Below are 23,618 nucleotides of genomic sequence, written 5' to 3' on the forward strand. Positions count from 1 at the left end.
AAAAGCGATTGACTCAAACTCGCTGATATCATTAACTAAAAGCGCAGATCCAATTCAGTCTGCGCTTTTTGTTTTTATGAGGAGAATCTTGATGACTCCGGCCATTAATCTTGCGAAAAAGAAAAAAATTCCACACACGATTCATCAGTATGAGCATGACCCTAGAGCCGATAGTTATGGCTTGGAGGCTGCTGAAGTACTGGGGCAGGATCCGAAAACAGTATTTAAAACCTTGCTGTTCTGCTTGAACGGGGAGCCAAAGAACCTTGCGGTTGCGATTATCCCTGTTGATCAAAAGCTGAACCTAAAACTGGCGGCGAAAGCAGCGAAGGGCAAGAAGGCCGATATGGCTGATCCGGAAATCGCGCAAAAGACCACAGGTTATGTCGTTGGTGGAATTAGCCCACTAGGGCAGAAGAAAGCCTTACCTACTTTTTTGCACGAAAGCGCATTAGAGCAAGACACAATCTGTGTGAGTGCTGGTAAACGTGGTTTAGAAATTGAGTTAGCCCCGAGAGATTTGCTGAGCTTAACTCGCGGTCAGTTTGCACCTCTTTGTTTGTAAACTCATGACAAATAAAAAGGACGCTCATGAGCGTCCTTTTTTGATCTTGCCTGTCAGTGAAGCGTTACTTCTTCAGACTCAATGTACCACCAGTGCGTTTAGCTGGTTTACTTGGTTTCGCGGCATTTGGGTTCATGTAATGCTGCTTAGGCTTACTCGGTGATTGAGGCTTGTTTGCTGAATGCGTATTGCTCGATGCATCTGGTTTACGGTGTGATTTACCATGCTCGCCTTGCGGTCTGCTGCGTTCACCTTGTGGTTTCGCTTTGTAATGTTCTTTAGCTGGACGTCCGCCTTCATCATCACGCTGACGACGCTTTTGTTGACCTTTTTTCGAGTTTGGTGCATGACGGAATTCATCAGCATTGTTACCACGGAAAGTTCGTGTCTTCTGGTTACGACGAGCAGTAGAATCTTGGTTTTCTTCACGGCTATCAAACAGCTTCGCGTCGGTCGCTTTACGAATGTTGCGACCTCTAGAGTCTGTTTTTGATGCTTCTTCTGTACCTACCGAGCCTTCACACATTGCTAGGATCTCTGCCACTTCTTCGTCACTTAGATAACGCCATTTCCCATTGGGAATACCATCAAGAGAGATATTCATGATGCGTACGCGACGCAGCTTGAATACTTCATAGCCCAGCGCTTCACACATGCGACGGATCTGACGGTTAAGTCCTTGAGTGAGCACAATACGGAAAGAGAATTTAGTTTCTTTCGTTACCTTACAAGGTAGGGTGACTGTGTCGAGAATCTTAACGCCACTCGACATCTGTTTGAGAAACTCGCCTGTAATTGGCTTGTCCACGCGTACGACGTACTCTTTTTCGTGGCTGTTGCCTGCGCGAAGGATTTTGTTCACGATGTCGCCATCGTTGGTCAAAAAGATCAGACCATCAGAGGGTTTGTCTAAGCGGCCGATCGGAAAGATACGTTTTTGGTGGCCGATGAAATCAACGATGTTTCCGGGGACGTCTCTCTCAGTTGTACAGGTGATGCCTGTTGGTTTATTGAGAGCGATATAAATCGGCTTCTCTTTTGCTGCCACTGGCTTACCATCCACACAAACATCATCACCAGGTAGCACTTTTGTCCCCATTTCAGGTTTGTTGCCATTAATGGTGACACGGCCTTGCTCAATCAGTCTGTCTGCTTCACGGCGTGAGCAAAACCCCGTTTCACTGATGAATTTATTTAATCGTTTAGCGTTGTCTTGTGACATTTTTGTCTCCTAACGTTTCACAACGGCGAATGAAGCTCCCTTCCTTTAAGGGGAAGGAAGAATAAGGGCGGGCATTCTAGCATTAGGGTGAAATTTAGCCTAACCGTTTTTGGTGACGTTCGCGGGTTTCTAATTTCTTTTCCGCACTTTTTCTAAGTAGGACGTAAACGGCTCCAGTTCCACCGTGAAAGCGTTGCGCACTATGGATGCATTGGACTTCCTTTATTTGTCGTAGCCAACTGCTAACAAAGCTTTTCATCATTGCAGGTGGATTTGAGCGTTCTCCTCGGCCGTGGACAATAACGACCGTTCGTATGTCCATTGATAGGCACTGTTTTAAAAACTTTACGACTTCATCACGTGCTTCTTTCAATGTTTTACGGTGCAAATCCAAGCGAGCTTGGATTGGATACTTACCAAGGCGAAGTTTGCGGTAAACCCCGTCCTGTACACCATCACGTTTGAACTCAACAAAGTCCTCTGGCTTGAGCATTTCAGCGTGATCAAGTGATAGGTATTCTGGGTCATCTTCCGTTAACCAGATTGCTGCTTCGCGTTTTGCGAGCTGTGCTTCTGTTACTTGGTGTACTTTTTTGTGTTCGGTGGTGTCTTGAGTGATTGGCTTTACATCGCCCATCATCTGTTGAAATAGATCAAAATCGTCGTCGTGAGACATAGCAGTAATCTCATTAAGAACAGGGAAGAATAATAGGATTATATCAATGAGTGGTGCATTGAGATCAAATAAAAAACCGGAGTAGGCAAGTAACCGACTCCGGTGCAAAGCGTTTCTAGAGCTAAGCGAGATCTAGTGAGGAGATTTGTCGTTCATGATCTTGTATATGAAGAAACCGCCGTAAAATAACATCAGACCAATTGCCCCAAAAATTACTATCATTGACGATAGACCCACTGCATTACCAAATAGGAGATCAAGCCAAAAGTCCATACGTTTCCTCCAAGATGTTCCCGACAGGAATAAACTAAATGGCGGTGTCTTGTTGCACACTGATCTGGATCAATTATGTTGCTAAGGTTAATAAACTGTATTTTGTTGTGAGTTATCAGTCACATTTTACGTGCTAGTGTTCAGTTATTCATCAAACGAATTAAGACCTAAGGTTTTTTTGTAAAAAGCACTTGCGCCACAGTTCAGAATCCGTAATATACGCACTCGTTGACGGGGACAATTCCTCAGTTAAACATATCGGTGAATAGCGCAGCTTGGTAGCGCATCTGGTTTGGGACCAGAGGGTCGGGGGTTCGAATCCCTCTTCACCGACCATATTGAGAAAAAGGCTCTACAGAAATGTAGAGCCTTTTTCGTATTTGGTGATATTTATTTGGAACCAGAGGATCGGGGTCTGGAATGCCAGGCCTCTGGAAGCTCGGTCGCGTCGAATCCCTACTTCACCGACCACTTTTAGAAAGCCTGCTCAATGAGCAGGCTTTCGTCGTTTTTAGCGCTAGTAATTTTAGACTTCAATAGTATCGAATCAAATTGGGGTTCGCCTGATGTTCGAATATGGCACTTCACCGACACGTATTGAGAGGAAGGCTCTACAGAAATGTAGGGCCTTTTCATTTTTTAGAGTGAGTAAATTTATTACTTGATGTCACACGAGATAGTATTGATAGGAGTTTCAGAAGTAGTGAAGCAGACATAAGCGGTCTTTGGGTGATTTGGACCAATCTTGACGTAACCCGCTTTTAAATCGTCTTCATCAAACGTTACTGAGTGAGATTTGCTTGTATTTCCATCATAGTAAACCGCTTCAAAGCCTTGGTTCATCATATGTGCAACGCGATTTCGAGTGTGGGCTGTTGAAAACGTGATGTTCGCGCAACGCATCATTGGTTTTTCGGTAATAAGAAATTGACCACTCTCTTTATCTAAAACACCGCCTTTTACTTCCGGAGTTATATCAATAGCTTGAAAAGCTTCTACGTTGCATGGCGGTTTAGCATAAGACAGCGAAGAAGTGAGCATAATTCCAATCGTGTATAGGAATAAATATTTAAATTTCATATGAGTTGTTTTGTATCCACTTAGCTTAACGGCGTTTTATAAGAAAGTTTGAATGAATTTTAAATGGTTGTATTTAAATAATTGTATTTAAATGGCATTTTTCAAACAATCACTAGATATCACAATTTGCTTGGCGCGTCTTACCCAGTGGTTTGATGTTAAATCCCCGATTTTTAAGCAGTTCAATCAGGTTATCTTTACCTACTAAATGCAAGCCACCAACAACAACGGTGTAACGACCCGCTTGCTGAGGTAGAACACTGCCAGTGTCGAGTTTTTTAGCCCAATCTCGATTACGCTCGTATAAAAAGGCTTGGTTAAACTCTTCTGTTGTATGATCGGTCAAAGAGGCTTCGACCAACATGCTACCATCACCGCTCTTCCAACTCTCTATCAAGCATTGAACCAACTCTTCTCCGCCATCATATTCTTCAATTGACGAGAGAAGTATCTCTTTACCGCCTTCTGATTGACCTGCGATTAAATCGATTTGGAATTGCACGGACTCCAGTGGAATGACCGGGATTTGCTTTTTATCAGCGAGTCCTATTAAGTGCATGTCGACCCCTTTATCAGAGACATACCCCAGTTTGTTGACTAAAGCGAGTTGGATGGTGAATGCAGCCATCCAAGGTGGGGAATTTAGGAGTTGAGTTTCTGGCAAACCTAAATCTTGGGCAATTTCAATTAAGTGGCGACGTTGAGCTCTGTCTAAAACATCTTTAGAAAGAATGGTTGTTTGTGGGTAAACCAAGCCTTCAGAATTCCTGACGTCTGCTTCAATAATCAACCCTGCGCTTTGGCTTAAGTGCTGGATGACCGTTCTAGGGAGTGGGTACATCGTTTTATCCCCCACATGTACCGAGCCAATAATCATAAGTTCGGTTTCCCCTTTTTTCGCTAACCAATGCTGTGGCTCTGCATAAGAGGAAAAAGGAGTCAAAGTAACAAGTAGAGATGATATGAGCGTCAAGAGACGAAACATAGAGTGGCCCTCAGATAAGATACCTTTAAACTTTATACGCAAAATAGCGTGAGGTTAAGTGCAATTTCTCCAGTGGTGTATTCGACAAAATCGTCATTTCTAAAAATATTGACGAGTTTTGACGACGAATAAATGAGAGTCACTTCACGAAAGGTAAATAGGTAATTCGCTTACTAATGGTTCACAAAATAATTAGGCGTGATCCAAATCTTACAAAATCAGTCGTAACTCATGAATATAAGTGACCTAGATCGCAGCAAACTCGTCAAAACAAGTTGTTCGATTTTGACGTGTATTGTAACTCCATGAAAATTAGGTTTTTATTGTTGTTGCTGAGTGTCATTTTTTGAACTGGATCACTTCCTATTTCTATTTATTTTACGCTTAGAAATAACAGGTTGTATGTTGAATGTAACGGTTAGGTACCTCGCATTTGAGGGGCCGAGATTTTTATCATTGTCGTTTTGAACCACTGACTTTTTTGGGGAAGTAAGATGTTTAAACCTAGTCTGATTGCTGTTTCTGTTATCACTACATTAGCAGGTTGCTCTGCGCTGAAAAGCTCTGAACAACAAGTTGTAAATTCGTTGGCTAATAATCTTGATATTCAATACCAAGTGTTGACTAACCACGGTGCAAACGAAGGTCTTGCTTGTCAGGACTTAGGGGCTGAGTGGGCGTCTTGTAACAAGGTAAACATGACGCTGGTTAACCAAGGTGAAGCGGTTGACTCAAAAGATTGGGCTATTTACTTCCACAGCATTCGTCTGATTCTGGATGTTGAAAACGAACAGTTCAAAATCTCTCGCGTAACGGGTGATCTACACAAACTAGAACCAACAGATAAGTTTGATGGGTTTGCTGCGGGTGAAGAGGTTGTGCTTCCTCTTGTTGCTGAATACTGGCAGCTATTTGAAACTGACTTCATGCCAGGCGCTTTCGTTGCTGCACCAAATGCAGAGCCTAAGATGATCGCTTCTCTTAACACAGAAGACGTTGCATCTTTCGTGACTGGCCTTGAGGGTAACAACCTAAAACGTACGCCAGATGACAACAACGTATTTGCGAGCGCTGTGTCTCGTTTCGAGAAGAACGAAGATCTAGCAAAACAAGACGTATCAACCACGTTACTACCAACGCCAATGTCTGTTGAAGCAGGTAAAGGTACGGTAGATATCGCGGCGGGTATTGCGCTGCCTAAAGACGCATTCGATGCGACTCAATACGCAGCAATTCAAGGTCGTGCAGAAGTGGTAGGTGTGGATGTTCGTGGTGATCTTCCTGTAAGCATCACTGTTGTTCCTGCAGACTTCACCGGTGAATTGGCAAAATCTGGTGCTTACGAAATGAGCATCAAAGGCGACGGTATTGCGATTAAAGCGTTTGACCAAACAGGTGCTTTCTACGCAGTACAATCTATCTTTGGCCTGGTAGATAGCCAAAATGCTGATTCTCTACCACAACTGTCTATTAAAGATGCGCCGCGTTTTGATTACCGTGGTGTGATGGTGGACGTGGCTCGTAACTTCCACTCTAAAGACGCGATTCTTGCAACGCTTGACCAAATGGCCGCGTACAAGATGAACAAACTACACCTTCACCTAACGGATGATGAAGGCTGGCGTTTAGAAATCCCGGGTCTGCCAGAGCTGACTGAAGTGGGTGCTAACCGTTGTTTCGATTTGGAAGAGAAAAGCTGTTTACTGCCTCAGCTTGGCTCAGGTGCAACGACAGACAACTTTGGTTCTGGCTTCTTCAGCAAAGCAGACTACGTGGACATCTTGAAGTACGCGAAAGCGCGTAACATCGAAGTGATTCCTGAAATCGATATGCCAGCACACGCTCGTGCAGCAGTGGTATCAATGGAAGCACGTTACGACCGTCTAATGGAAGAAGGTAAAGAAGCAGAAGCGAACGAGTATCGCCTGATGGATCCTCAAGATACATCGAACGTAACGACGGTTCAGTTCTACAACAAGCAAAGCTTCATCAACCCATGTATGGAATCTTCAACTCGCTTTGTTGATAAAGTGATTTCAGAAGTAGCAGCAATGCACCAAGAAGCGGGCACGCCGCTAACAACATGGCACTTTGGTGGTGACGAAGCGAAGAACATCAAGCTAGGCGCTGGTCTGCAAGACATCAACGCAGAAGACAAAGTAAGCTGGAAGGGTAACATTGATTTGTCTAAGCAAGACAAGCCATTCGCACAGTCACCACAATGTCAGGCGTTAATTGCAGACGGTACGGTAAGCGATTTTGCTCATCTACCAAGCCACTTTGCAGAAGAAGTGTCGAAGATGGTGGCAGAGAAAGGCATTCCAAACTTCCAAGCTTGGCAAGATGGCCTTAAGTACAGTGAAGGTGAGAAAGCGTTCGCAACAGAAAACACGCGTGTTAACTTCTGGGACGTTCTTTACTGGGGTGGCACATCATCAGTGTACGAATGGTCTAAGAAAGGTTACGACGTTATCGTTTCTAACCCAGACTACGTATACATGGACATGCCGTACGAAGTTGACCCGAAAGAGCGTGGTTACTACTGGGCGACGCGTGCAACAGATACTCGTAAGATGTTTGGTTTTGCACCAGAGAACATGCCTCAGAACGCAGAAACCTCTGTAGACCGCGATGGTAACGGCTTCACTGGTAAAGGTGAAATCGAAGCGAAACCTTTCTATGGTCTATCAGCACAGCTGTGGTCTGAGACAGTACGTAACGACGAGCAATACGAGTACATGGTATTCCCTCGCGTACTAGCAGCCGCTGAGCGTGCATGGCACCGTGCTGATTGGGAAAACGACTACAAAGTGGGTGTTGAATACTCGCAAAACTCTAACCTAGTAGACAAAGTCGCGCTAAACCAAGACTACAACCGCTTTGCGAACGTACTTGGCCAACGTGAACTGGCTAAGCTAGAAAAATCAGGTATCGACTACCGCCTGCCTGTACCAGGTGCGAAAGTAGAAGATGGCAAGCTAGCAATGAACGTTCAGTTCCCAGGGGTGACGCTTCAATACTCTCTAGACGGCAAGAACTGGCTAACTTACGCAGATAATGCTCGTCCAAATGTGAAAGGTGAAGTGTTTATCCGTTCCGTGTCAGCAACCGGTGAGAAAGCAAGTCGAGTGACCAGCGTGAAATAACTCAATTCTTGTAAGTTAATTTTTTGGCAAAGCCTCAACATCATGTTGGGGCTTTCTTTATTTTTTAAGGAAATTAAGCGTGATCGATGTCTAATTATTTTTCATTGATAAATAAGTTTTGGGTTGTAATGGTCAAGGTTATTGTGAACTGGATCGACTTAATCTGCTAAATATCAATAAATTATCTGTTTACGATCACACTTCTATTTTTTGAATAATTTTATAAAAATACGATAAGTGCCTGTATTTTCCATGTTTTTATCAGGGTTGTTGAGCGTCGGTTTGAACAAGATCACTTTTTAAAATGTTTTATTTTCCATCGCGAATTAATTGAAACAATATTGCGAACGCCAAGGAGGCACATTCCAAAGTTTGCGATAAAAGGGAAGAGATGCCCTCTAAAACTATCGCATAACGTGAATAAATAAAGGCAGTAATTATGAAAAACATTTTTGCACTGAGTGCTCTTTCTCTCGCTTTCGCTTCTAGCGCTTTTGCTGGTTCTTCTTACGTAACAGGTAATGTTCAATTCCACGATGATGGTCGAATTCATGGTTCGGACGTTACGTCTACACTGGAAGCTGGTCATACTTTTGATAACCAATTCGGCGGCTTTACGGTTTACACCGAATTTGATGGTATTCAGTTGGGTAAACTGGAAACAGAAAACGGTGGCGCAGGTAACACAACACCAGCAATCACTGTGGGTGGTGAGCAGTCATTTAATATTACCGATCATTTATGGGTTGCCGCTGGTTACCAACACCTGTTCTCTGCTGGCGAGAATGTACAGTACCGTCCATTGGTTAAGATCGGTTACAACTTCGATAACGGCATCTCCTTAAGTAACCGTACTCGTGCGCACATTGATGCGACAGACGCAGATGCGGATACAGATTACCGCATGGACAACCGCATCGGTTACGTGATGAATGAGGATGTGACGCTAAGCTACAACAACGTCTACATGATTGAAGCGGAAACCATGGACCACGAGCTTCGTGCAACGTGGACTCGTAAAGGTGTTCAACCTTACTTTGAGTTCCGTAGTCAAGCACACGGTGCAGAAAACGCGAGTGGTGACAGCCTAGTGAATAACGCTTTTGTATTTGGTGCCTCTTACGGCTTCTAATTTTATATTTGTCTTAACTGTCCATTAAGAAAAAGCCCAGCGGTTTATCTCGCTGGGCTTTGTTTTTATTTTCAGCCCTAAACCACCTACTTCAGTAGGTGGTTATCATCCGCTTCGGCTTTGCCTGTAAAACTACTCATGCTAAATGCATCTTTGATTTTTCCAGAAGTCAAAGAGGACGAATAACATGAGTAGATACAATCAAGCTTCCCACGTACATTTAGTTGTAAAGGTTCCACCAAAGCTTTCGATATCCAAGTTGATGGGGGTATTGAAAGGCAAAATAGCCTTAAAGCTATTTAGCAAGTTTCCTCACCTTAGGAAGAACAGGCTTTGGGGTAATCACTTTTGGCAAAGAGGCTATTTTGTCGATAGTGTTGGAATCAATGAAGAAATAATACGCCGATATGTAAGACATCAAGAGAAACAAGAGCGAGTAGAGCAGCAGCAATTGGCGCTGGACTAAACAAAGGCCCCCTTTTAGGGGGCTCACACAAAGCCACCTTCTTTAGAAGGTGGTAATTTACTGGTCGTTGCCTTCGTGGTGGCTATATTCGAACACTTGGCCTTTTTCGTTAAAGGCGTAAACGGTGTAGCTGTCTTTTTTGTCGCCATATTCCATACCAGGGGAGCCCATTGGCATGCCCGGTACTGATAAGCCTTTTGCGTTACGTGGTGGATTTTTCAAAAACGCTTTAATGTCTTCGGCTGGAATGTGACCTTCAAACAGATAGCCGTTGATCTCTGCCGTGTGGCAAGAGTAAAGCTGTTCATTCTTGATGCCTAGATCGCGTTTGATGGCGTTCATGTCATCGTGCAATTTTTCTTCGACCGTAAAGCCGTTCTCTTCCATGTGTTTTGTCCATTCTCCACAACAGCCACAGTATGGCGATTTATGGTTAATGACATCGGCTGCCAATACGTTGGCGGACACGGTCGCAAGCATTGCAAAGGTCAATAGTTTCAACTTCATAATACCCTCAAAAAGAAGTGGTTATTTTACTGAAAACAGTCGTAGTCGATTTGCATTACTAACGACAGTAATTGAAGACAGTGCCATTGCCGCTCCTGCGACAACAGGACTGAGCAAAAATCCAAACGCTGGGTAAAGCACGCCAGCGGCAACTGGAATACCCAACGAGTTGTAAACAAAGGCACCAAATAGGTTTTGCTTCATGTTTTTAAGTGTAGCGCGAGAGAGTTCAATCGCATGTACTACCGCCATTGGTGACGTGTTCAGGATGGTCATTTGCGAACTTTCAATGGCGACATCACTGCCGCTACCCATGGCAATACCTAGGTTGGATAACGCGAGAGCAGGGGCGTCGTTAATGCCATCCCCCACCATTGCCACGACATGTCCTTGAGATTGAAGTTGCTCAATGTGCTGAGCTTTCTCATCTGGCATTACTTGGGCAATCACTTCATCAATACCAAGTTCTTGGCCGATAGCATTGGCAACGTGTTGGTTATCGCCCGTCAGCATTACCGTTTTGATGCCTTGCGATTTTAATGCAGAGAGCGCTTGCTTCGCATCTGATTTGATCGGGTCGGCAATGGCGATCAGACCGATCAGTTCGCCGTTCAATGCCACAGCTACCGGAGTCCACGCATTTTTTGCGCATTCATCGATGGCAGGTTTTAGTGCGCTGGTCTCGACGTTCTCTGCTTGCATAAATTGAAGCGAACCAATGAGCAGCGGTTTATCTTGATACGTCGCCAAAATGCCGCGTCCGCGAACGTTCTCAAACTTGTCTAATGAGACGTCTTTTGCGTCGTGTCGTTTGGCGTAATCACATACCGCTTTTGCCAGTGGGTGCTCAGACTGACGCTCTGCCGCATACGCTAAAGCCAATAGATCTTCTTGGCTGGTGGCGTGAGTAAACACTTGCTGAACGCTAGGTTTACCTTGGGTAAGTGTGCCAGTTTTGTCGAACACAACCGTGTCGACTTTGCTTGCCAATTGCAGGGCGTCGGCGTCTTTGATCAGAATGCCGAGCTCTGCGGCTTTACCCACTCCCACCGTGACAGAAAGTGGGGTTGCTAAGCCTAGGGCGCAAGGGCAGGCGATGATCAGGACGGTTGTGGTGACCACCAGCATATAACTCGCTTTTGGCTCTGGGCCAACGGCAAACCAAACGAGCGCGGCCAGTATTGCTATACCAACAACGACAGGGACAAACACCGATGAAATCTGGTCTGCCAGTTTCGCGATGGCTGGCTTACTGCTTTGCGCTGTGCGCACCATGCGGATGATACGAGCCAGCATGGTATTTGCGCCAATGCCCGTTGCCTCAATGACTAATCCACCATCGGTGTTTAATGTCCCGGCAGACACTTGAGCCTCTTGCGCTTTTAATACTGGTACTGGTTCACCAGTGAGCATCGACTCATCAATGTATGATTCACCTTGAATCACAACACCATCAACAGGCACTTTCTCGCCTGGTTTGATACGCAGTTTCATGCCTAACGTGATTTGCTCAACCGCGATTTGTTGGTCGCCTTGTTCCGTAATTACCGTAGCTTGCTGAGGTTGCAGGTTAATCAACGCTTGTAAGGAACGTGTTGTGTTTGCTTTGGCTTTTGCTTCTATATAGTGCCCAAGAGAAATTAAGCCGATGATCATTGCACTCGCTTCAAAGTACACGTGGCGTGAAGCAAGAGGGAACCAGTCTGGGAAAATCACCACAAGCATCGAATAGAACCACGCTGCGCCAGTACCGAGCGCGACTAACGTGTCCATGGTGGCGCGCTTGTGAGTAGCTGCTAACCAAGCGTTACTGAAGAAGTGTTTCCCTGCTGTGGCAAGAAGGAGTAAACATACGATACCGATCGCGCCCCAAGCTAATTGGTCGTTGGTGTTGCGAATCATCATATTGCCGCCAGCTACGCCCCAAATCATTAAAGGGGCACCGACGACAAGGCCAGCAATAGCATCCAGTTTAAAGCGTTTTTGTTGCTGACGTTGTTGCTGTGCTTGCTTTTCTTGCTGGGTTGCGGCGTCTTGTAGGATCTCTGCTTGGTAACCGGCTTGTTTTACCGATTCAACAATTGCGTTAAGGAGGTCATCAGAGTCTTGGCTTGCGAATACTAGTGCGCTTTGTTCTGCAAGGTTGACCTGTGCTTTCTCAACGCCTTCTACGTTAGTAAGTGCTTTCTCTACTGAAGATACGCAACTCGCACACGTCATGCCTTGAATCAGCATTTGCAATTGAATACTCGCTGGTGGCACCTGCGTATCTTTAATATTGCTTTGCTTTTCTACCGGCTCGGTCTCTGGTGAGCTTTCGTTCTCTACTTCAACAGAATCAAGGTTGGCGGTATAGCCGAGTGTTGCTATTAAGTCGATCACTTGTTGCTCGGAGAGGAGGGTACGAATCTCTAAGTGCGTTGTTGAAGCCTCAAAAGAAATAACGTCTTGATTAGATTCTAATAAAGATGAAAGTTTTTTGACGCAACCGCCACAGCTTAAGCCTGAAAGGTTTAGTTCGTAGTGATTTCCTGCTTGGTAACCAAGAGATTCAATCGACGAGACGAGCTCTTTAAGAGAAGACTCGGTTTTGACCTCTACTTGCGTCGGGGACAAATTGAGGATCTCCACATCGTGATTCGCATGTAAAGCATTCTCAACTTTTCTCGCACAGCCCATGCAGTTGAGCCCTGATAAAGGTATAACTAACTGATACATAATCTGCACCTCAATAGTAGTGATGCTATGAGCTTAAACCTTCCTGCAAGGGTAAGGTCAATACCCATTTGCTACTCACAACAATTTCGTCAAAATCTCTCGAATCCCACAAGTGCACGGTCATTTTACTTGCGAGTGATCTCAAGGTTTTTTCTCTTTGAATATAAAGTTCCGTTAAAACACCTAAAAGATGAATGAAGTCGCTCACGTTTTTTAGATGCTCTCAATGTCAGTTCAGTGTCAAAACGTACTTTTAACGTTTTTTATTTTTTATATTTGATGTTAACTAATTGTTTTTTATTGATTTATTTTATTTTTTATCTTCTCATTTTGAAGTCGCTCAGATTGCTGTAGGGAAAGTTTTTTAGTGCGAAAAAAGTTTGTCATATTTGCCCCGTCCAAACACTGTTTCAAGTTCCTGCCATGTCCTAGTTAGTGAATTTGAAAATGGAAAAAACTAAAAATATAGGGGTTTATAATGTCTTACCTAAAGAAAAGCCTACTTGCCACGGCAATTACCGGCATGATGTTCAGTGGTGTTGCATTTGCTGATGGTGCAAACAGTGACGCAGCAAAAGAGTTTCTAACCAAAGATTCATTTTCTTATGAAGTTTACGGGATCATCGCGATGCAGGCCGCGTACCGCGATTACGATTCTGGCAGCAAAGCAACGGACGATGACTTGGGTGGCATGCAGCTAAACAACGAATCTCGTATCGGTTTCCGTGGTAAGAAACAATTTGCTAACTTCGACCCTACTTTTATTTGGCAAATCGAAGGCGGTTATGTAGACCCTAGCTTTGGTGGCGAGGGCGCAGGTCTTGGTGAACGTGACACATTCGTCGGTTTTGAAAGTGCATCTTGGGGGCAAATTCGCCTGGGTCGCGTTTTGACACCTATGTACGAATTGGTTGACTGGCCAGCATCTAACCCTGGCCTGGGCGATGTATACGACTGGGGTGGTGCTATTGGTGGCGCCAAGTACCAAGACCGTCAATCAAACACTATCCGCTGGGACTCTCCAATGTTTGCTGACAAATTCTCCCTAGATATCGCAGCTGGTGCAGGTGATAAAGCAGGTCTAGGTGAAGGGGATGACTACTGGGGTGGTATCGCTGCACACTACAAAATTGGTCCTATCCAGTTAGATGCGGCATATGAAGGTAACCGTAATATCAAGATGGAAAGCCAAACGTGGGAAAACAACACGTACTTGGTAGGGGCACAAGGCTGGTTTGATAACGGAATCTCTTTCTTCGCGCAATACAAATACATGGAGGCGGACGCAAGCAATGGTGTGAGTGAAAAGCAAGATGCAATGTCTGCCGCTATCATGTACACCACGGGTGATTGGCAATACAAACTGGCTTACGCCGCTAACTTTGATCTAGAGCGTGATGGTAAGAAAATTAACGATACAGCGGATGATGTGTTATCAGCACAAGTTATGTATTTCGTAGACCCATCGGCAGTGCTGTACGTACGTGCTCGTACTCTAGACTTTGGCGACGGTGCGTCTCAATTAGATAAACCAACAGAAGCACGTTGGAAGTCTGCTGACTACGACGAGTTCTCTGTAGGTGTTGAATACTACTTCTAACTAAAGAAGCAGCTAAAAGGGCGGAAACGCCCTTTTTATCTTGATACTTATTCAAATAAGCCTTTGAAATGACTGGCCTGTAAATTTTAGAGGCTTATCTAAATTGGTATAAAGTGAGAAACCATGATGAAAAAAACAACGACACTTCTCGGACTTTGCGCAATGCTTTCGGCGCCAGCTTTTGCTGCTCAACTCACTCTGCAATCTGAATTAGTTCCTCGCGTTCTCAACGGCGAGTTCGTCTACCCTGAGTGGATATCCAAGAACAACAGCATCGAGTTAAAGGATGGGGAAAACCAATTGGCGGTAACGGTTGGACAAATCGTATTTGAAGATGGAAAGCGCCGTAAATTCGATTCGCAGCCGCTGGTATTAGAGTTTGATGCAGAAAAAGACACCGAGCTTTCTCTGACTTATCAAACATTCCGTACTATTGAAGAGGCGAGAGCCTTCGAACTCGATCCTAAAGTGGTATTGAAAGACAAAAACGGAAAAGAAGTGGCATTCTCTATGGTTCAACTTCGTAAAGGTGGTTTGCAAGGTTTTCGTGATTATGAACGAGAAGTTGCCGACTATAATAACGCAATGAATAAAGAATCGACTAAGGCAAGCATTGCGTCTTCTCCAGCGGAAACCAAAACAATCAAAGCATCGTTTAATGAATTGAGCCGTGAAGAGCAGCAAGAATTTATGCAATGGGCAATGCGTAACCTGAAGTAATTTTGTCTTGTGCTTTAACAGTAAATAGTAGGGCTGTGCCTTTTTGGTTCTGCCCTGTTTTTATTTCTGTTGTCAAACCGATTGTAGAATTGACTTACGGTGGTAAAATGTCGCCACTTTTATCCTTGACATTACAACGAGAGATCTCTCGTTGCTCATTACCCCTAAGGAACTCAAATGACGGTTAAAACTCGTTTTGCTCCTAGCCCAACTGGCTATCTACACGTTGGTGGTGCGCGTACTGCACTTTACTCTTGGCTATACGCTAAAAACCAAGGTGGTGAATTCGTTCTACGTATCGAAGATACAGACCTTGAGCGTAACTCTCAGGAAGCGGTTGATGCAATTCTTGAAGGCATGGAATGGCTAGGCTTGGAGTGGGATGAAGGTCCTTACTACCAAACTCAACGTTTTGACCGTTACAACGAAATGGTTGATAAGCTTCTTGCTGAAGACAAAGCTTACAAATGTTACGCGTCTAAAGAGCTGCTAGATGAAATCCGTGCAGAGCAAGAAGCAAATAAAGAAATGCCTCGCTACGATGCTAACCATCCAAAAATCAAAGCAGCAAACGAAGCGGCAAAAGATGGCGATCCATGTGTTATCCGTTTCCGTAACCCGAAAGAAGGCAGCGTAGTATTTGATGATCAAATCCGTGGTCGCATTGAAATCCGCAACGATCAAATGGATGACCTAATCATTCGTCGTACAGACGGTTCACCTACTTACAACTTCTGTGTAGTAGTGGATGACTGGGACATGGGTATCACTCACGTTGTTCGTGGCGAAGACCACATCAACAACACGCCTCGTCAAATCAACATCTACGAAGCACTAGGTGCGCCAGTACCTACATTTGCACACTGTGCAATGATCCTGGGTGATGACGGCGCGAAACTGTCTAAACGTCACGGCGCTGTATCAGTCATGCAATACCGCGATATGGGCTACCTGCCTGCGGCACTAAACAACTACCTAGTGCGCCTTGGTTGGTCTCATGGGGACCAAGAAATCTTCTCTCAAGAAGAGATGATCAATCTATTTAGCCTAAACGCAGTATCTAAGTCAGCGTCTGCTTTTAACACTGACAAACTGCAATGGTTGAACAACCACTACATCAAGAACTCAGATCCTGCGTACGTTGCTGAGCATCTACAATGGCATCTAGATCAACAAAAACTAGACGTAACGAATGGTCCTGCTATCACTGACGTGATCAAGCTAGTGGGTGAGCGTTGCAACACACTAGTTGAGCTAGCTGAGCAAATCCGTTACTTCTATGAAGATTTCTCTGAGTTTGAAGCGGGCGCAGCGAAGAAACACCTACGTGGCGTGGCTAAAGAGCCTCTAGAACTTGCATTAGCGAAAGTGGAAGCACTAACTGAGTGGACGACAGCGAACATCAAAGATGGCGTTATCGCAGCAGTATGTGAAGAGTTGGAAATCGGCATGGGCAAAATCGGTATGCCATTACGTGTTGCTGTAACAGGAGGCGGTCAGTCTCCTTCTGTCGATGCAGTAATGGAGCTGGTTGGAAAAGAGCGTTGTATTGCTCGCATTAAGATGGCGCTTGAGTTCATTGCTGAGCGTGAAGCAAACGCATAATTGCTTTGAACTGAACGTTCTTTTGAATAAATAGTCACAAAGCCGCGGTGAGCAACCGCGGCTTTTTTGTATCTTCAATTTAGATAACGAGAAACTTTCTCTCATATTGGTGAATGAAGAGATGGTTTCACCTGTAATTTACCTCAATATGGATAAGATTTTTTAATCCAAATATCGTTGGCATGAATAAAAAACGAGCGATTATATATCAAATATCTGATTGATTTTTATCCATGTTCCTTAAAGTTCCATTGTGTTTGTCTCATTTTTAAGAAAAACCTTTGCTTTAGCTATGTTGTTTCAAAAAATAAAGCAAACGTTTGCGTCGTGATTGCGTGGGGATTTTTTTGCTTAAGATCACATGTTTTCGAGATTTTTGATGACAATAAATTGACAGAATTGGGATTTTTCTCGCGATTTCTTAGCGTTATAGTTCATCCCGTCAGCGATACCGAGATGGCGATATGTATCACTGAACAGGAAATATACGTAAGTTGCTTCCATAAAAAAAATGCATGTGCATAAAAAGAAGCTGACTAAGTATCTCACTCAAGGAATGAATAAAAAGAATTGAAATACAACGTCAGTCAGACGGCGCATTTCGGCATCTAACAAAAGAACTTCTTTAGAGGAATCAATAATGAAAAAATTAGCAGCGGTAATTTCAGCGTCTCTACTTATGGCTTCAGCAGCACAAGCAGAAGTATACGTTGGTGGTAAGATGGGTAAGTCATGGATGGAAGACGCGTGTGTAGCGGGCCAGGCTTGTGACAAAGACGATTCTACTCTTGGCGCTTTTGTTGGTTACGAAATGAATAAATACTTCGCAGTAGAAGCGGGTTTCGACAACATCGGTGATTTTAACCAAACTTCTTTCGGTGGCCACGTAGAAGCGATCACTCTTGCTCCTAAATTTAGCCTACCAATCACTGAAGACATCGCACTTTACGGTAAAGTGGGTGGCGCTTACGTAATGTTTGATGGCAAAGATGATTACTCTTACCTAGGCGCGGCTGGTCTTGAATTCAACCTAAGCCAAAACGTAACAGCTCGTGCGGAATACCAAACACTAACTGACATCAGCAACGATGTAACTCGTGCGACAGGTAACACTGCAACACTAGGTGTTTCTTTCAAATTCGGCGGCAACGATGAGCCAGTAATCGTAGAAGAGCCAGTTGTTGTTGAAGAAGTGGTTGTAGAAGAAGTGGTAGAAGAGCCAGTTGTAGTTACGAAAACATTCGAAACTCAAACAATTGGTACAGGTAGCTTCGATCTAAACAGCACAACTCTAAAACCAGAGAGCGCTGCAAAACTTGATAACCTAGTTGCTTTCCTAAACGAGCACCCACAAGCGAACGTTGAAGTTGTAGGTTACACAGATACGTCTGGTCCAGCAGCTTACAACCTAAAAGTTTCTGAAAAACGTGCTGAGTCTGTTGCTAACGCACTCGTTGAAAAAGGTATTGATTCATCACGTATCCAAGCTCGTGGCGAAGGTGAAAACAACCCAATCGCTTCAAACGACACTCGTGAAGGTCGTCAACAAAACCGTCGCGTAGAAGTCGTTGTTCCAGAATTTGAATACCAAGTTCAGCAATAAGCTCCTATTCGACCGTAGTATAGAAGACTGAAGCTGAAAGCCCCAAAGAGTTCGCTCTTTGGGGCTTTTTATTTCTCTTCAAAAAACTGACTGAAATGTTCAAAGTGGCCAGGTATTACTTAAGATCAATGCTGTTTAAACGCCCCATAAATGTCAGGATCTCCAAGTTATCTTTATGTGCTTCTAACAACGCTTTTTTGGTTTGCATGTAGGCGGCAAGTTTGCCGTACTTACTAATAGAGCGAACCACCGTTTTATATTTATACTCACCGTCATCATTGAACTCTCGCCACTTGGCGATGTAACACGTATCTCGGTTGTCAGGGTTTTCAAGAGTAGGGTTAGGCTTGTGAACGATTTTAGGCTCAACGCTATGTGGAAGCCTAGTCATTAGGTAAGGGTCTTTCAAAAGACGTCGCCAGAATTTGCCCCACATTTGCCGGCCTAACTCGTTTCTCAGCTTAATGGCTTTTTGTAAGCCTTTCTTTTCTCCAATACGAACAAATCCTACCGAGCGGTGTAGTACCGTATCCTCGGGGGTATGGATATGTATCTTAAAGGCTGTCTTGCCTTTAGAAATAAAGCGGTGTCCAGTGTTAGTTATTAAATTGCTTTTAGACATAGTGCTAACTAATAATTTTATTAATAGCTAAAAGGGTAAGCAAAACTCATAGATAATTAAAGTAATAAAGTACAAAACTGTAAATAGGGCTTGTTGAAATGATTTCAAGGGGAAGAAGTCAGATCAGTAGAAGGGTTTATCCCGTAACCGAAACACCCGATCCGATCATATTGATTACTGGGAAGATTATCTAACACGGTGTACTAGGGGGAGCAGTGCGAGGCTTGAAATTGAAGATACAAAAAAGCCTTAGCTCAAGTGGGAGCTAAGGCTATGATATGGCGCCCCCAGTAGGATTCGAACCTACGACCTGTCCCTTAGGAGGGGACTGCGCTATCCAGCTGTGCCATGGGGGCGTAATACCAATAGTTGCAGTTCATTGCACTGTTTTACTGAGTTCAAATCTAGCAATCTACCAGATCTGTATCAGCATCACGTTGAACGATTCGCTACGGTCATTGGTATAATCAAATAAGATGCGCTGCCTATGATATTCAAAAGTGAGCATATCTCAAGACTTAATGTTTGCTTTTATAGGATCTTGTTCATTACGTCGCCAATTTGAACGCTAGATGCTAAATTTGGCTGATCAATCGTCAGTTCCGCTTCGTGTTCGTATATGCGTGATACCGTTAATGTAATTTCGCTTTGCGAGACTTTGTTTCTTGGCAATCCATTTTGGTCGATAAACGACGCGGTGTGCCAAAGCTGCAATTTGTCTCCCTCTTTTACGCCGTGCATACGGCCGAGATCCATCGTTACGGTATTACCGAAGACTGCCACAACCTCTGGCAGTGTAATTTTGCAAGATAGCTCCGACTCCAGATCCAACATAATATTGCGACTAACGCGAAGCATCATCTCGCCATAGGTCGATGCCCAAAAACGTGCACTACGAGTGTCCACTTGACTCGTCTTAGCAAATGGCCAACGCGCGACCTCACGGTAGGCTTTGTTGAAGATTTCATGGCCAGTTTTACCATCAAATACTTTCATTTCTAACGCAAACTGACGATTGATGATGTCATCTTGCAATAGTTGAGATTCGACCGTTGCAGTGAGATCGGTAATGACCCCTCCAATGATGTATTGTGCGCCATTGTCTTGCGCGATCATTTGAGTGCGAGCAGGATAGTTGCTGCTTATTGAGTAGTCCGTTGTACCAACAGACACAAAGCTGCGTGAGGTTTGATCAAGTTGACGGTTCACTACGTGGCTAAAATCGTCACCAACTTGATAAATTTGTCCCATCACTGCTTGTTGTGGTGATGCGACCTCAATATTGCCGACCAGCATTGTCTTTTTGTATTGATCGGTGTGGCAACCCGTTGCCGATGGATAAATATCAACGCGGATTTTTACCTCGACTTTACCGCGACGTTTGCGTTCAGACTCGACCAAAATGTAACGGACTTCATGATTGGTAAACTGGTATTCGTTGCGGCTTTCTTCTAATAGCGGCATCAAGTTGCTAATACTGCCAATATCTGCGCCCGAAAAATTGACGGCTTTGAACAGCGCGTCTTCCAACGCATGGAGCCTTGCCGTCTCTTCTGAAGAAACGATGGTGGCAACGCCTGTGACTTCATACCAAGATGCCATTACCTTAAAAGGCACAAGCATCGCTAAAGTGATTGAAAACAGACTGTTTAATATTTTTTTCATTGGTTACAACCGTTCGGGTATAAATATTGCTTTAACAAATTCAGTGAAGTTTGGTGGGTTTTTCTTCGTTAGGCAAACAAAGAAAAGCAAAGACTGTTCCAATATTCACTTTCTTGGAAAGGAATTAATAAAGAACGGTATCACCTAAGATTATCTGGAGAATCAAACCATGAAAAAGTGGCTTGTCGCCGCATCGATGATGACGCTTCTGACATCGTGCGCGTACTCACCGATTTACAACGGTAAAGAACCGTACTCGGGAAGCCAGTTCATGCTGATGGATAGTCCGCGTCATACGATGGACTTTTTCATTGAGAGCATGACAGAAGACCTGATGGTTTCTAATGTGGCAGTATCAGCGCGGACACCGATTGCGATTACCTCGTTTGTTGATCTACAAAATATGGATGCAACAAACTGGTTAGGTAACTCGGTCTCTGAAGGTTTTATCCATCAGTTTCAGCGCCGAGGGTTTAAAGTGGTTGATTTCAAAACTACGGGCTCTATTCAAGTGACGCAGCAGGGCGATTTTGCTTTAAGTCGTGATTGGCAAGATTTAGCTCAAGAGCAGCAAATTCAGTATGTACTGACCGGAACGATGCTGCGCCAAGAGGGCGGAGTGCTTGTCAATGCACGCGTGGTTGGCATGCAAAGCCGTGTAGTTGTAGCGACAGCGCAAGGTTTCCTTCCGGCTGACCGTATTGGGCGTGACTTAGATACGTTAAATAGCATCCGCACACAAGATGGTGTGTTGATTCGTTCTGACCCTACCATTCGTCAGCCGTACACTGTGATTCTCCGTCCATAGGATAGAAGCATGAAGAAGTTATTATTTATTGTTGCCACACTGATATTGGTGGGGTGTCAGCCATTACAACAGATGCGTCAAGATGAAATCTTAGTGGCGGTGGGTTACGCCAGCGTCAGTGAGCAAACAGGTCGCACAGTTGAAGAAAAGCGTGTACGAGCAATGCGCGCATCAAAAATTGATGCTTATCGTGAGCTAGCAGAGCAAGTTTATGGCATGCGTGTTAGTGGACGTGCAGAGCTGCAAGACCAGCGTTTGGGTATTGAGAGCACCACTGGTGCCGTCGATGGTGTAATTCGTGGTGCAGAAGTTGTGCGTAGTTATCTTGTTGAAGACAGTTATGTGACTGAGCTGCGTCTGGATATCCGTAAGATGGATAAGCTACGTGATTATGGAGAAGTTCAGCAGGTGCCTGAGAAGCGTCAGCAAACCTTGTTTTAAACCATTTCACTAGACAGATAATCTTTTTGAGCGGCTTATTGGTAACAATGAGTCGCTTTTTTATATCTACGTGAGCGCGGGAATTGAGGGTAGGAGTGACGTTTAAGCTTTTATATTGGTGCCAAGCGTCGAGATGGTGTGGGTTTTTCCGCCCGCATTGTAGGTCATGCCAACTTTGCCATGAGTTCGCTGAAGCATGTTGTTGAGTTTATTGAAGCTCAGCTGTGCGCGACTAAGCGATTCGCCATTTACTTGGTTAACTTGTTGACAGTCTAGGACGATCGATTGGATTTGAGCAACAACCTGACTTAGGTGCTCATCTTCAGTAAGTTGATTGACGTGCGGGTGAGAGGCGATTCGCTGATCAGTTGTTCTGAGCTGATCAATGAGCGTCATCTTCTGTTTGGCAATGTTCTCAATCTCGGTAGAGACACGCGCCGTGATTGCTTGTGTTTCTTGGCGTAAAACAGCGGAAAGTGCCTTAGCATTTTCTAGCTGGAAATTAACGAGATCGACTAATGCTGCCATAAAATACTTACCTTCGGCCTAAGTCAGTTAGCTTTTGCCTTGCAATTCGTTTTCAAACTTAATCATGTTGTCAGCCAATTTTTCAGGATCGACTTTGTATGAACCGTTTGTGATAGCTTCTTTGATTGCTGCAACTTTGGCGCTGTCATATGCCGGAGAAGCTGTCATATCCTTCTGGAGTTTACTGACGGCTTTACTTTGCTGGCTGAGTGATACTGCGTCTTGTTGCGCTGGCGCCTTTTTTGATTCTGTCGTGCTGGTAGCATTGGAATCGTTACGTGCAGGTGCGCGACTTGTTGTCGTCATCATTTGCCCTGAACGTATATTATCTATACCTGCCATGTTTAACCTTTGCCTTGTATCGTAATACTGGTATCCAGACTATCGACCAGCGCAAAAATAACTTTAGTCATTTTTTGCATTTTTATTGATCAGTTTAAACACGCTACCAGTGGGTATTAAAAATTAACAGTGATTTCCGCAATGTCAGTCACTATGCCTTCTATTATACGTTGTGACTTATCATTTTTCACTCTTACTTGATCGCCAGCTGAACCATCCTGCAATGCTGTGCCTTGCGTTGTGATCGTCATGCCAGAATTCACCGCTTTGATAATGACCTTTTCATTTCGGCATACCACACAAACATCATTTCTCTCTACGACATCGCCTAAACGAACATTACGCTTTAGCTTTGCCCCAACCACTTGATCGTAGCTAGAAAATCCATCTTTACGAAAGCGCTGTAGCTCGATCATGGAAGTGGTAACATCCGATGCGCTGACGATTTCTCCTCTCCCTAATGTTCGTGTCGCGACGATCATTGGTACTGATACCGAGATCCTCACAGGGACATAGACTTTCCAGTCATCCGGTTGGCATTCCACTAACACATTGATGTTACTTCTCGTGCTGCTGGTGGAAGAGGCAGATGTATCTAACGGAACAGGGCAATCCGTTGCTTTTATTCTCGAGTCGATCTCTGCCGCATTAACAGATAGCTCGCCACCATCAGGCTGATCAACCGTAGCAAGAATATGTTGTTCTGCTGCTGTTTTTATTTGCTCGATCTGATTATCTGAAGCTGAATGAACAAAAAAGCTAAACATACTGAGCAAAATGCCGATAGACTTAGCGTACTTTGTAATTAGCGCTCTACATATTGTCATAGTCAATGGTGTCGAAGTGAAAGTGAAATACGCCATACTGTCTCCCTGGTATCGTGCTTGCCAGTGGTAGAGTATCATTTAAAAACA

21 protein-coding genes, 2 tRNA genes and 1 pseudogene are annotated in these 23,618 nt (G+C 44.3%); 11 read left to right on the plus strand and 13 right to left on the minus strand.

What is annotated here, in order from left to right; translation table 11 throughout:
- The first annotated feature begins 91 nt into the window (after window positions 1–91).
- On the plus strand, window positions 92–565 hold the full coding sequence (ybaK, locus tag R7P64_RS16025; RefSeq protein ID WP_262635238.1) for a Cys-tRNA(Pro) deacylase: 474 nt from the start codon (window positions 92–94) through the stop codon (window positions 563–565).
- A 64-nt stretch (window positions 566–629) separates the two neighbouring features.
- On the opposite strand, the gene rluF is transcribed toward ybaK, so the two are convergent.
- The 3 genes from rluF to R7P64_RS16040 form a co-directional block, all read right to left on the minus strand.
- A complete protein-coding gene (gene rluF / locus R7P64_RS16030) occupies window positions 630–1,787 on the minus strand; it encodes a 23S rRNA pseudouridine(2604) synthase RluF (protein ID WP_064377052.1) in 1,158 nt (385 codons plus the stop codon).
- A gap of 94 nt (window positions 1,788–1,881) precedes the next feature.
- Window positions 1,882–2,463, minus strand: a complete 582-nt coding sequence (gene smrA / locus R7P64_RS16035; protein WP_213894378.1) for a DNA endonuclease SmrA — start codon at window positions 2,461–2,463, stop codon at window positions 1,882–1,884.
- A gap of 132 nt (window positions 2,464–2,595) precedes the next feature.
- Window positions 2,596–2,736, minus strand: coding sequence for a DUF3149 domain-containing protein (locus R7P64_RS16040; protein WP_005382236.1), 141 nt, complete (start codon window positions 2,734–2,736; stop codon window positions 2,596–2,598).
- A 259-nt stretch (window positions 2,737–2,995) separates the two neighbouring features.
- Here R7P64_RS16040 and R7P64_RS16045 point away from each other — a divergent pair.
- Window positions 2,996–3,072 (plus strand) — tRNA-Pro (locus R7P64_RS16045).
- Window positions 3,073–3,393: 321 nt separating this feature from the next.
- Here R7P64_RS16045 and R7P64_RS16050 read toward each other — a convergent pair.
- Complete coding sequence (locus tag R7P64_RS16050; RefSeq protein WP_005384085.1) at window positions 3,394–3,777, minus strand: hypothetical protein; 384 nt, start codon at window positions 3,775–3,777, stop codon at window positions 3,394–3,396.
- A gap of 151 nt (window positions 3,778–3,928) precedes the next feature.
- Window positions 3,929–4,801 carry a TraB/GumN family protein gene (locus R7P64_RS16055; protein ID WP_213901877.1) on the minus strand — a complete coding sequence of 291 codons (873 nt, stop codon included), beginning with the start codon at window positions 4,799–4,801 and terminating at the stop codon, window positions 3,929–3,931.
- Window positions 4,802–5,295: 494 nt separating this feature from the next.
- On the opposite strand from R7P64_RS16055, the gene R7P64_RS16060 reads away from it, so the two are divergent.
- The 3 genes and pseudogenes from R7P64_RS16060 to tnpA all read left to right on the plus strand — a co-directional run.
- Complete coding sequence (locus R7P64_RS16060) at window positions 5,296–7,947, plus strand: beta-N-acetylhexosaminidase (RefSeq protein ID WP_253657013.1); 2,652 nt, start codon at window positions 5,296–5,298, stop codon at window positions 7,945–7,947.
- A gap of 439 nt (window positions 7,948–8,386) precedes the next feature.
- On the plus strand, window positions 8,387–9,079 hold the full coding sequence (locus R7P64_RS16065; protein WP_005382004.1) for an oligogalacturonate-specific porin KdgM family protein: 693 nt from the start codon (window positions 8,387–8,389) through the stop codon (window positions 9,077–9,079).
- 202 nt (window positions 9,080–9,281) lie between these two features.
- Window positions 9,282–9,545, plus strand: a pseudogene (gene tnpA / locus R7P64_RS16070) (IS200/IS605 family transposase); the annotation flags it as partial.
- Window positions 9,546–9,602: 57 nt separating this feature from the next.
- Here the strand turns inward: tnpA and R7P64_RS16075 are convergent.
- Both R7P64_RS16075 and R7P64_RS16080 read right to left on the minus strand, forming a co-directional pair.
- Window positions 9,603–10,052 (minus strand): DUF411 domain-containing protein, encoded by a 450-nt coding sequence (locus R7P64_RS16075; RefSeq protein WP_005382005.1) that lies wholly within the window; start codon window positions 10,050–10,052, stop codon window positions 9,603–9,605.
- A 21-nt stretch (window positions 10,053–10,073) separates the two neighbouring features.
- Window positions 10,074–12,770, minus strand: a complete 2,697-nt coding sequence (locus R7P64_RS16080) for a heavy metal translocating P-type ATPase (protein WP_017819979.1) — start codon at window positions 12,768–12,770, stop codon at window positions 10,074–10,076.
- A gap of 478 nt (window positions 12,771–13,248) precedes the next feature.
- Here R7P64_RS16080 and chiP point away from each other — a divergent pair, with 478 nt between their 5' ends.
- The 4 genes from chiP (at window position 13,249) to R7P64_RS16100 (ending at window position 18,298) form a co-directional block, all read left to right on the plus strand.
- Complete coding sequence (chiP, locus tag R7P64_RS16085) at window positions 13,249–14,370, plus strand: chitoporin (RefSeq protein WP_017819978.1); 1,122 nt, start codon at window positions 13,249–13,251, stop codon at window positions 14,368–14,370.
- A gap of 123 nt (window positions 14,371–14,493) precedes the next feature.
- Window positions 14,494–15,090 carry a DUF2057 domain-containing protein gene (locus R7P64_RS16090; protein WP_005382008.1) on the plus strand — a complete coding sequence of 199 codons (597 nt, stop codon included), beginning with the start codon at window positions 14,494–14,496 and terminating at the stop codon, window positions 15,088–15,090.
- Between the two features lie 177 nt (window positions 15,091–15,267).
- Window positions 15,268–16,695: a glutamate--tRNA ligase gene (gltX, locus tag R7P64_RS16095; protein WP_005384075.1), complete on the plus strand. Its 1,428-nt coding sequence runs from the start codon at window positions 15,268–15,270 to the stop codon at window positions 16,693–16,695.
- 640 nt (window positions 16,696–17,335) lie between these two features.
- Window positions 17,336–18,298 carry an OmpA family protein gene (locus R7P64_RS16100; RefSeq protein WP_005382010.1) on the plus strand — a complete coding sequence of 321 codons (963 nt, stop codon included), beginning with the start codon at window positions 17,336–17,338 and terminating at the stop codon, window positions 18,296–18,298.
- Between the two features lie 115 nt (window positions 18,299–18,413).
- Here R7P64_RS16100 and R7P64_RS16105 read toward each other — a convergent pair whose 3' ends face one another.
- From R7P64_RS16105 to R7P64_RS16115, 3 genes are all read right to left on the minus strand, one after another.
- Window positions 18,414–18,920, minus strand: coding sequence for a hypothetical protein (locus tag R7P64_RS16105; RefSeq protein WP_005382011.1), 507 nt, complete (start codon window positions 18,918–18,920; stop codon window positions 18,414–18,416).
- 279 nt (window positions 18,921–19,199) lie between these two features.
- Window positions 19,200–19,276: transfer RNA gene (locus R7P64_RS16110), tRNA-Arg, on the minus strand.
- A gap of 175 nt (window positions 19,277–19,451) precedes the next feature.
- The gene (locus R7P64_RS16115; RefSeq protein WP_017634835.1) at window positions 19,452–20,585 is read right to left on the minus strand and encodes a flagellar assembly protein FlgT; all 1,134 of its coding nucleotides are present in this window, start codon (window positions 20,583–20,585) and stop codon (window positions 19,452–19,454) included.
- Window positions 20,586–20,754: 169 nt separating this feature from the next.
- On the opposite strand from R7P64_RS16115, the gene R7P64_RS16120 reads away from it, so the two are divergent.
- Window positions 20,755–21,393, plus strand: coding sequence for a FlgO family outer membrane protein (locus tag R7P64_RS16120; protein ID WP_005382013.1), 639 nt, complete (start codon window positions 20,755–20,757; stop codon window positions 21,391–21,393).
- Window positions 21,394–21,402: 9 nt separating this feature from the next.
- Window positions 21,403–21,834 (plus strand): flagellar assembly lipoprotein FlgP, encoded by a 432-nt coding sequence (gene flgP, locus R7P64_RS16125; protein ID WP_005382014.1) that lies wholly within the window; start codon window positions 21,403–21,405, stop codon window positions 21,832–21,834.
- 102 nt (window positions 21,835–21,936) lie between these two features.
- Here the strand turns inward: flgP and R7P64_RS16130 are convergent, their stop codons facing one another.
- From R7P64_RS16130 to flgA, 3 genes are all read right to left on the minus strand, one after another.
- Window positions 21,937–22,362: a flagella synthesis protein FlgN gene (locus R7P64_RS16130; RefSeq protein WP_005382015.1), complete on the minus strand. Its 426-nt coding sequence runs from the start codon at window positions 22,360–22,362 to the stop codon at window positions 21,937–21,939.
- A 27-nt stretch (window positions 22,363–22,389) separates the two neighbouring features.
- A complete protein-coding gene (flgM, locus tag R7P64_RS16135) occupies window positions 22,390–22,704 on the minus strand; it encodes a flagellar biosynthesis anti-sigma factor FlgM (RefSeq protein WP_318123696.1) in 315 nt (104 codons plus the stop codon).
- A 116-nt stretch (window positions 22,705–22,820) separates the two neighbouring features.
- The gene (flgA, locus tag R7P64_RS16140) at window positions 22,821–23,567 is read right to left on the minus strand and encodes a flagellar basal body P-ring formation chaperone FlgA (protein WP_005382020.1); all 747 of its coding nucleotides are present in this window, start codon (window positions 23,565–23,567) and stop codon (window positions 22,821–22,823) included.
- Window positions 23,568–23,618 lie beyond the last annotated feature (51 nt).

It is taken from the genome of Vibrio sp. 2304, assembly GCF_033339475.1.
Taxonomy (GTDB): Bacteria; Pseudomonadota; Gammaproteobacteria; order Enterobacterales; family Vibrionaceae; genus Vibrio; species Vibrio alginolyticus.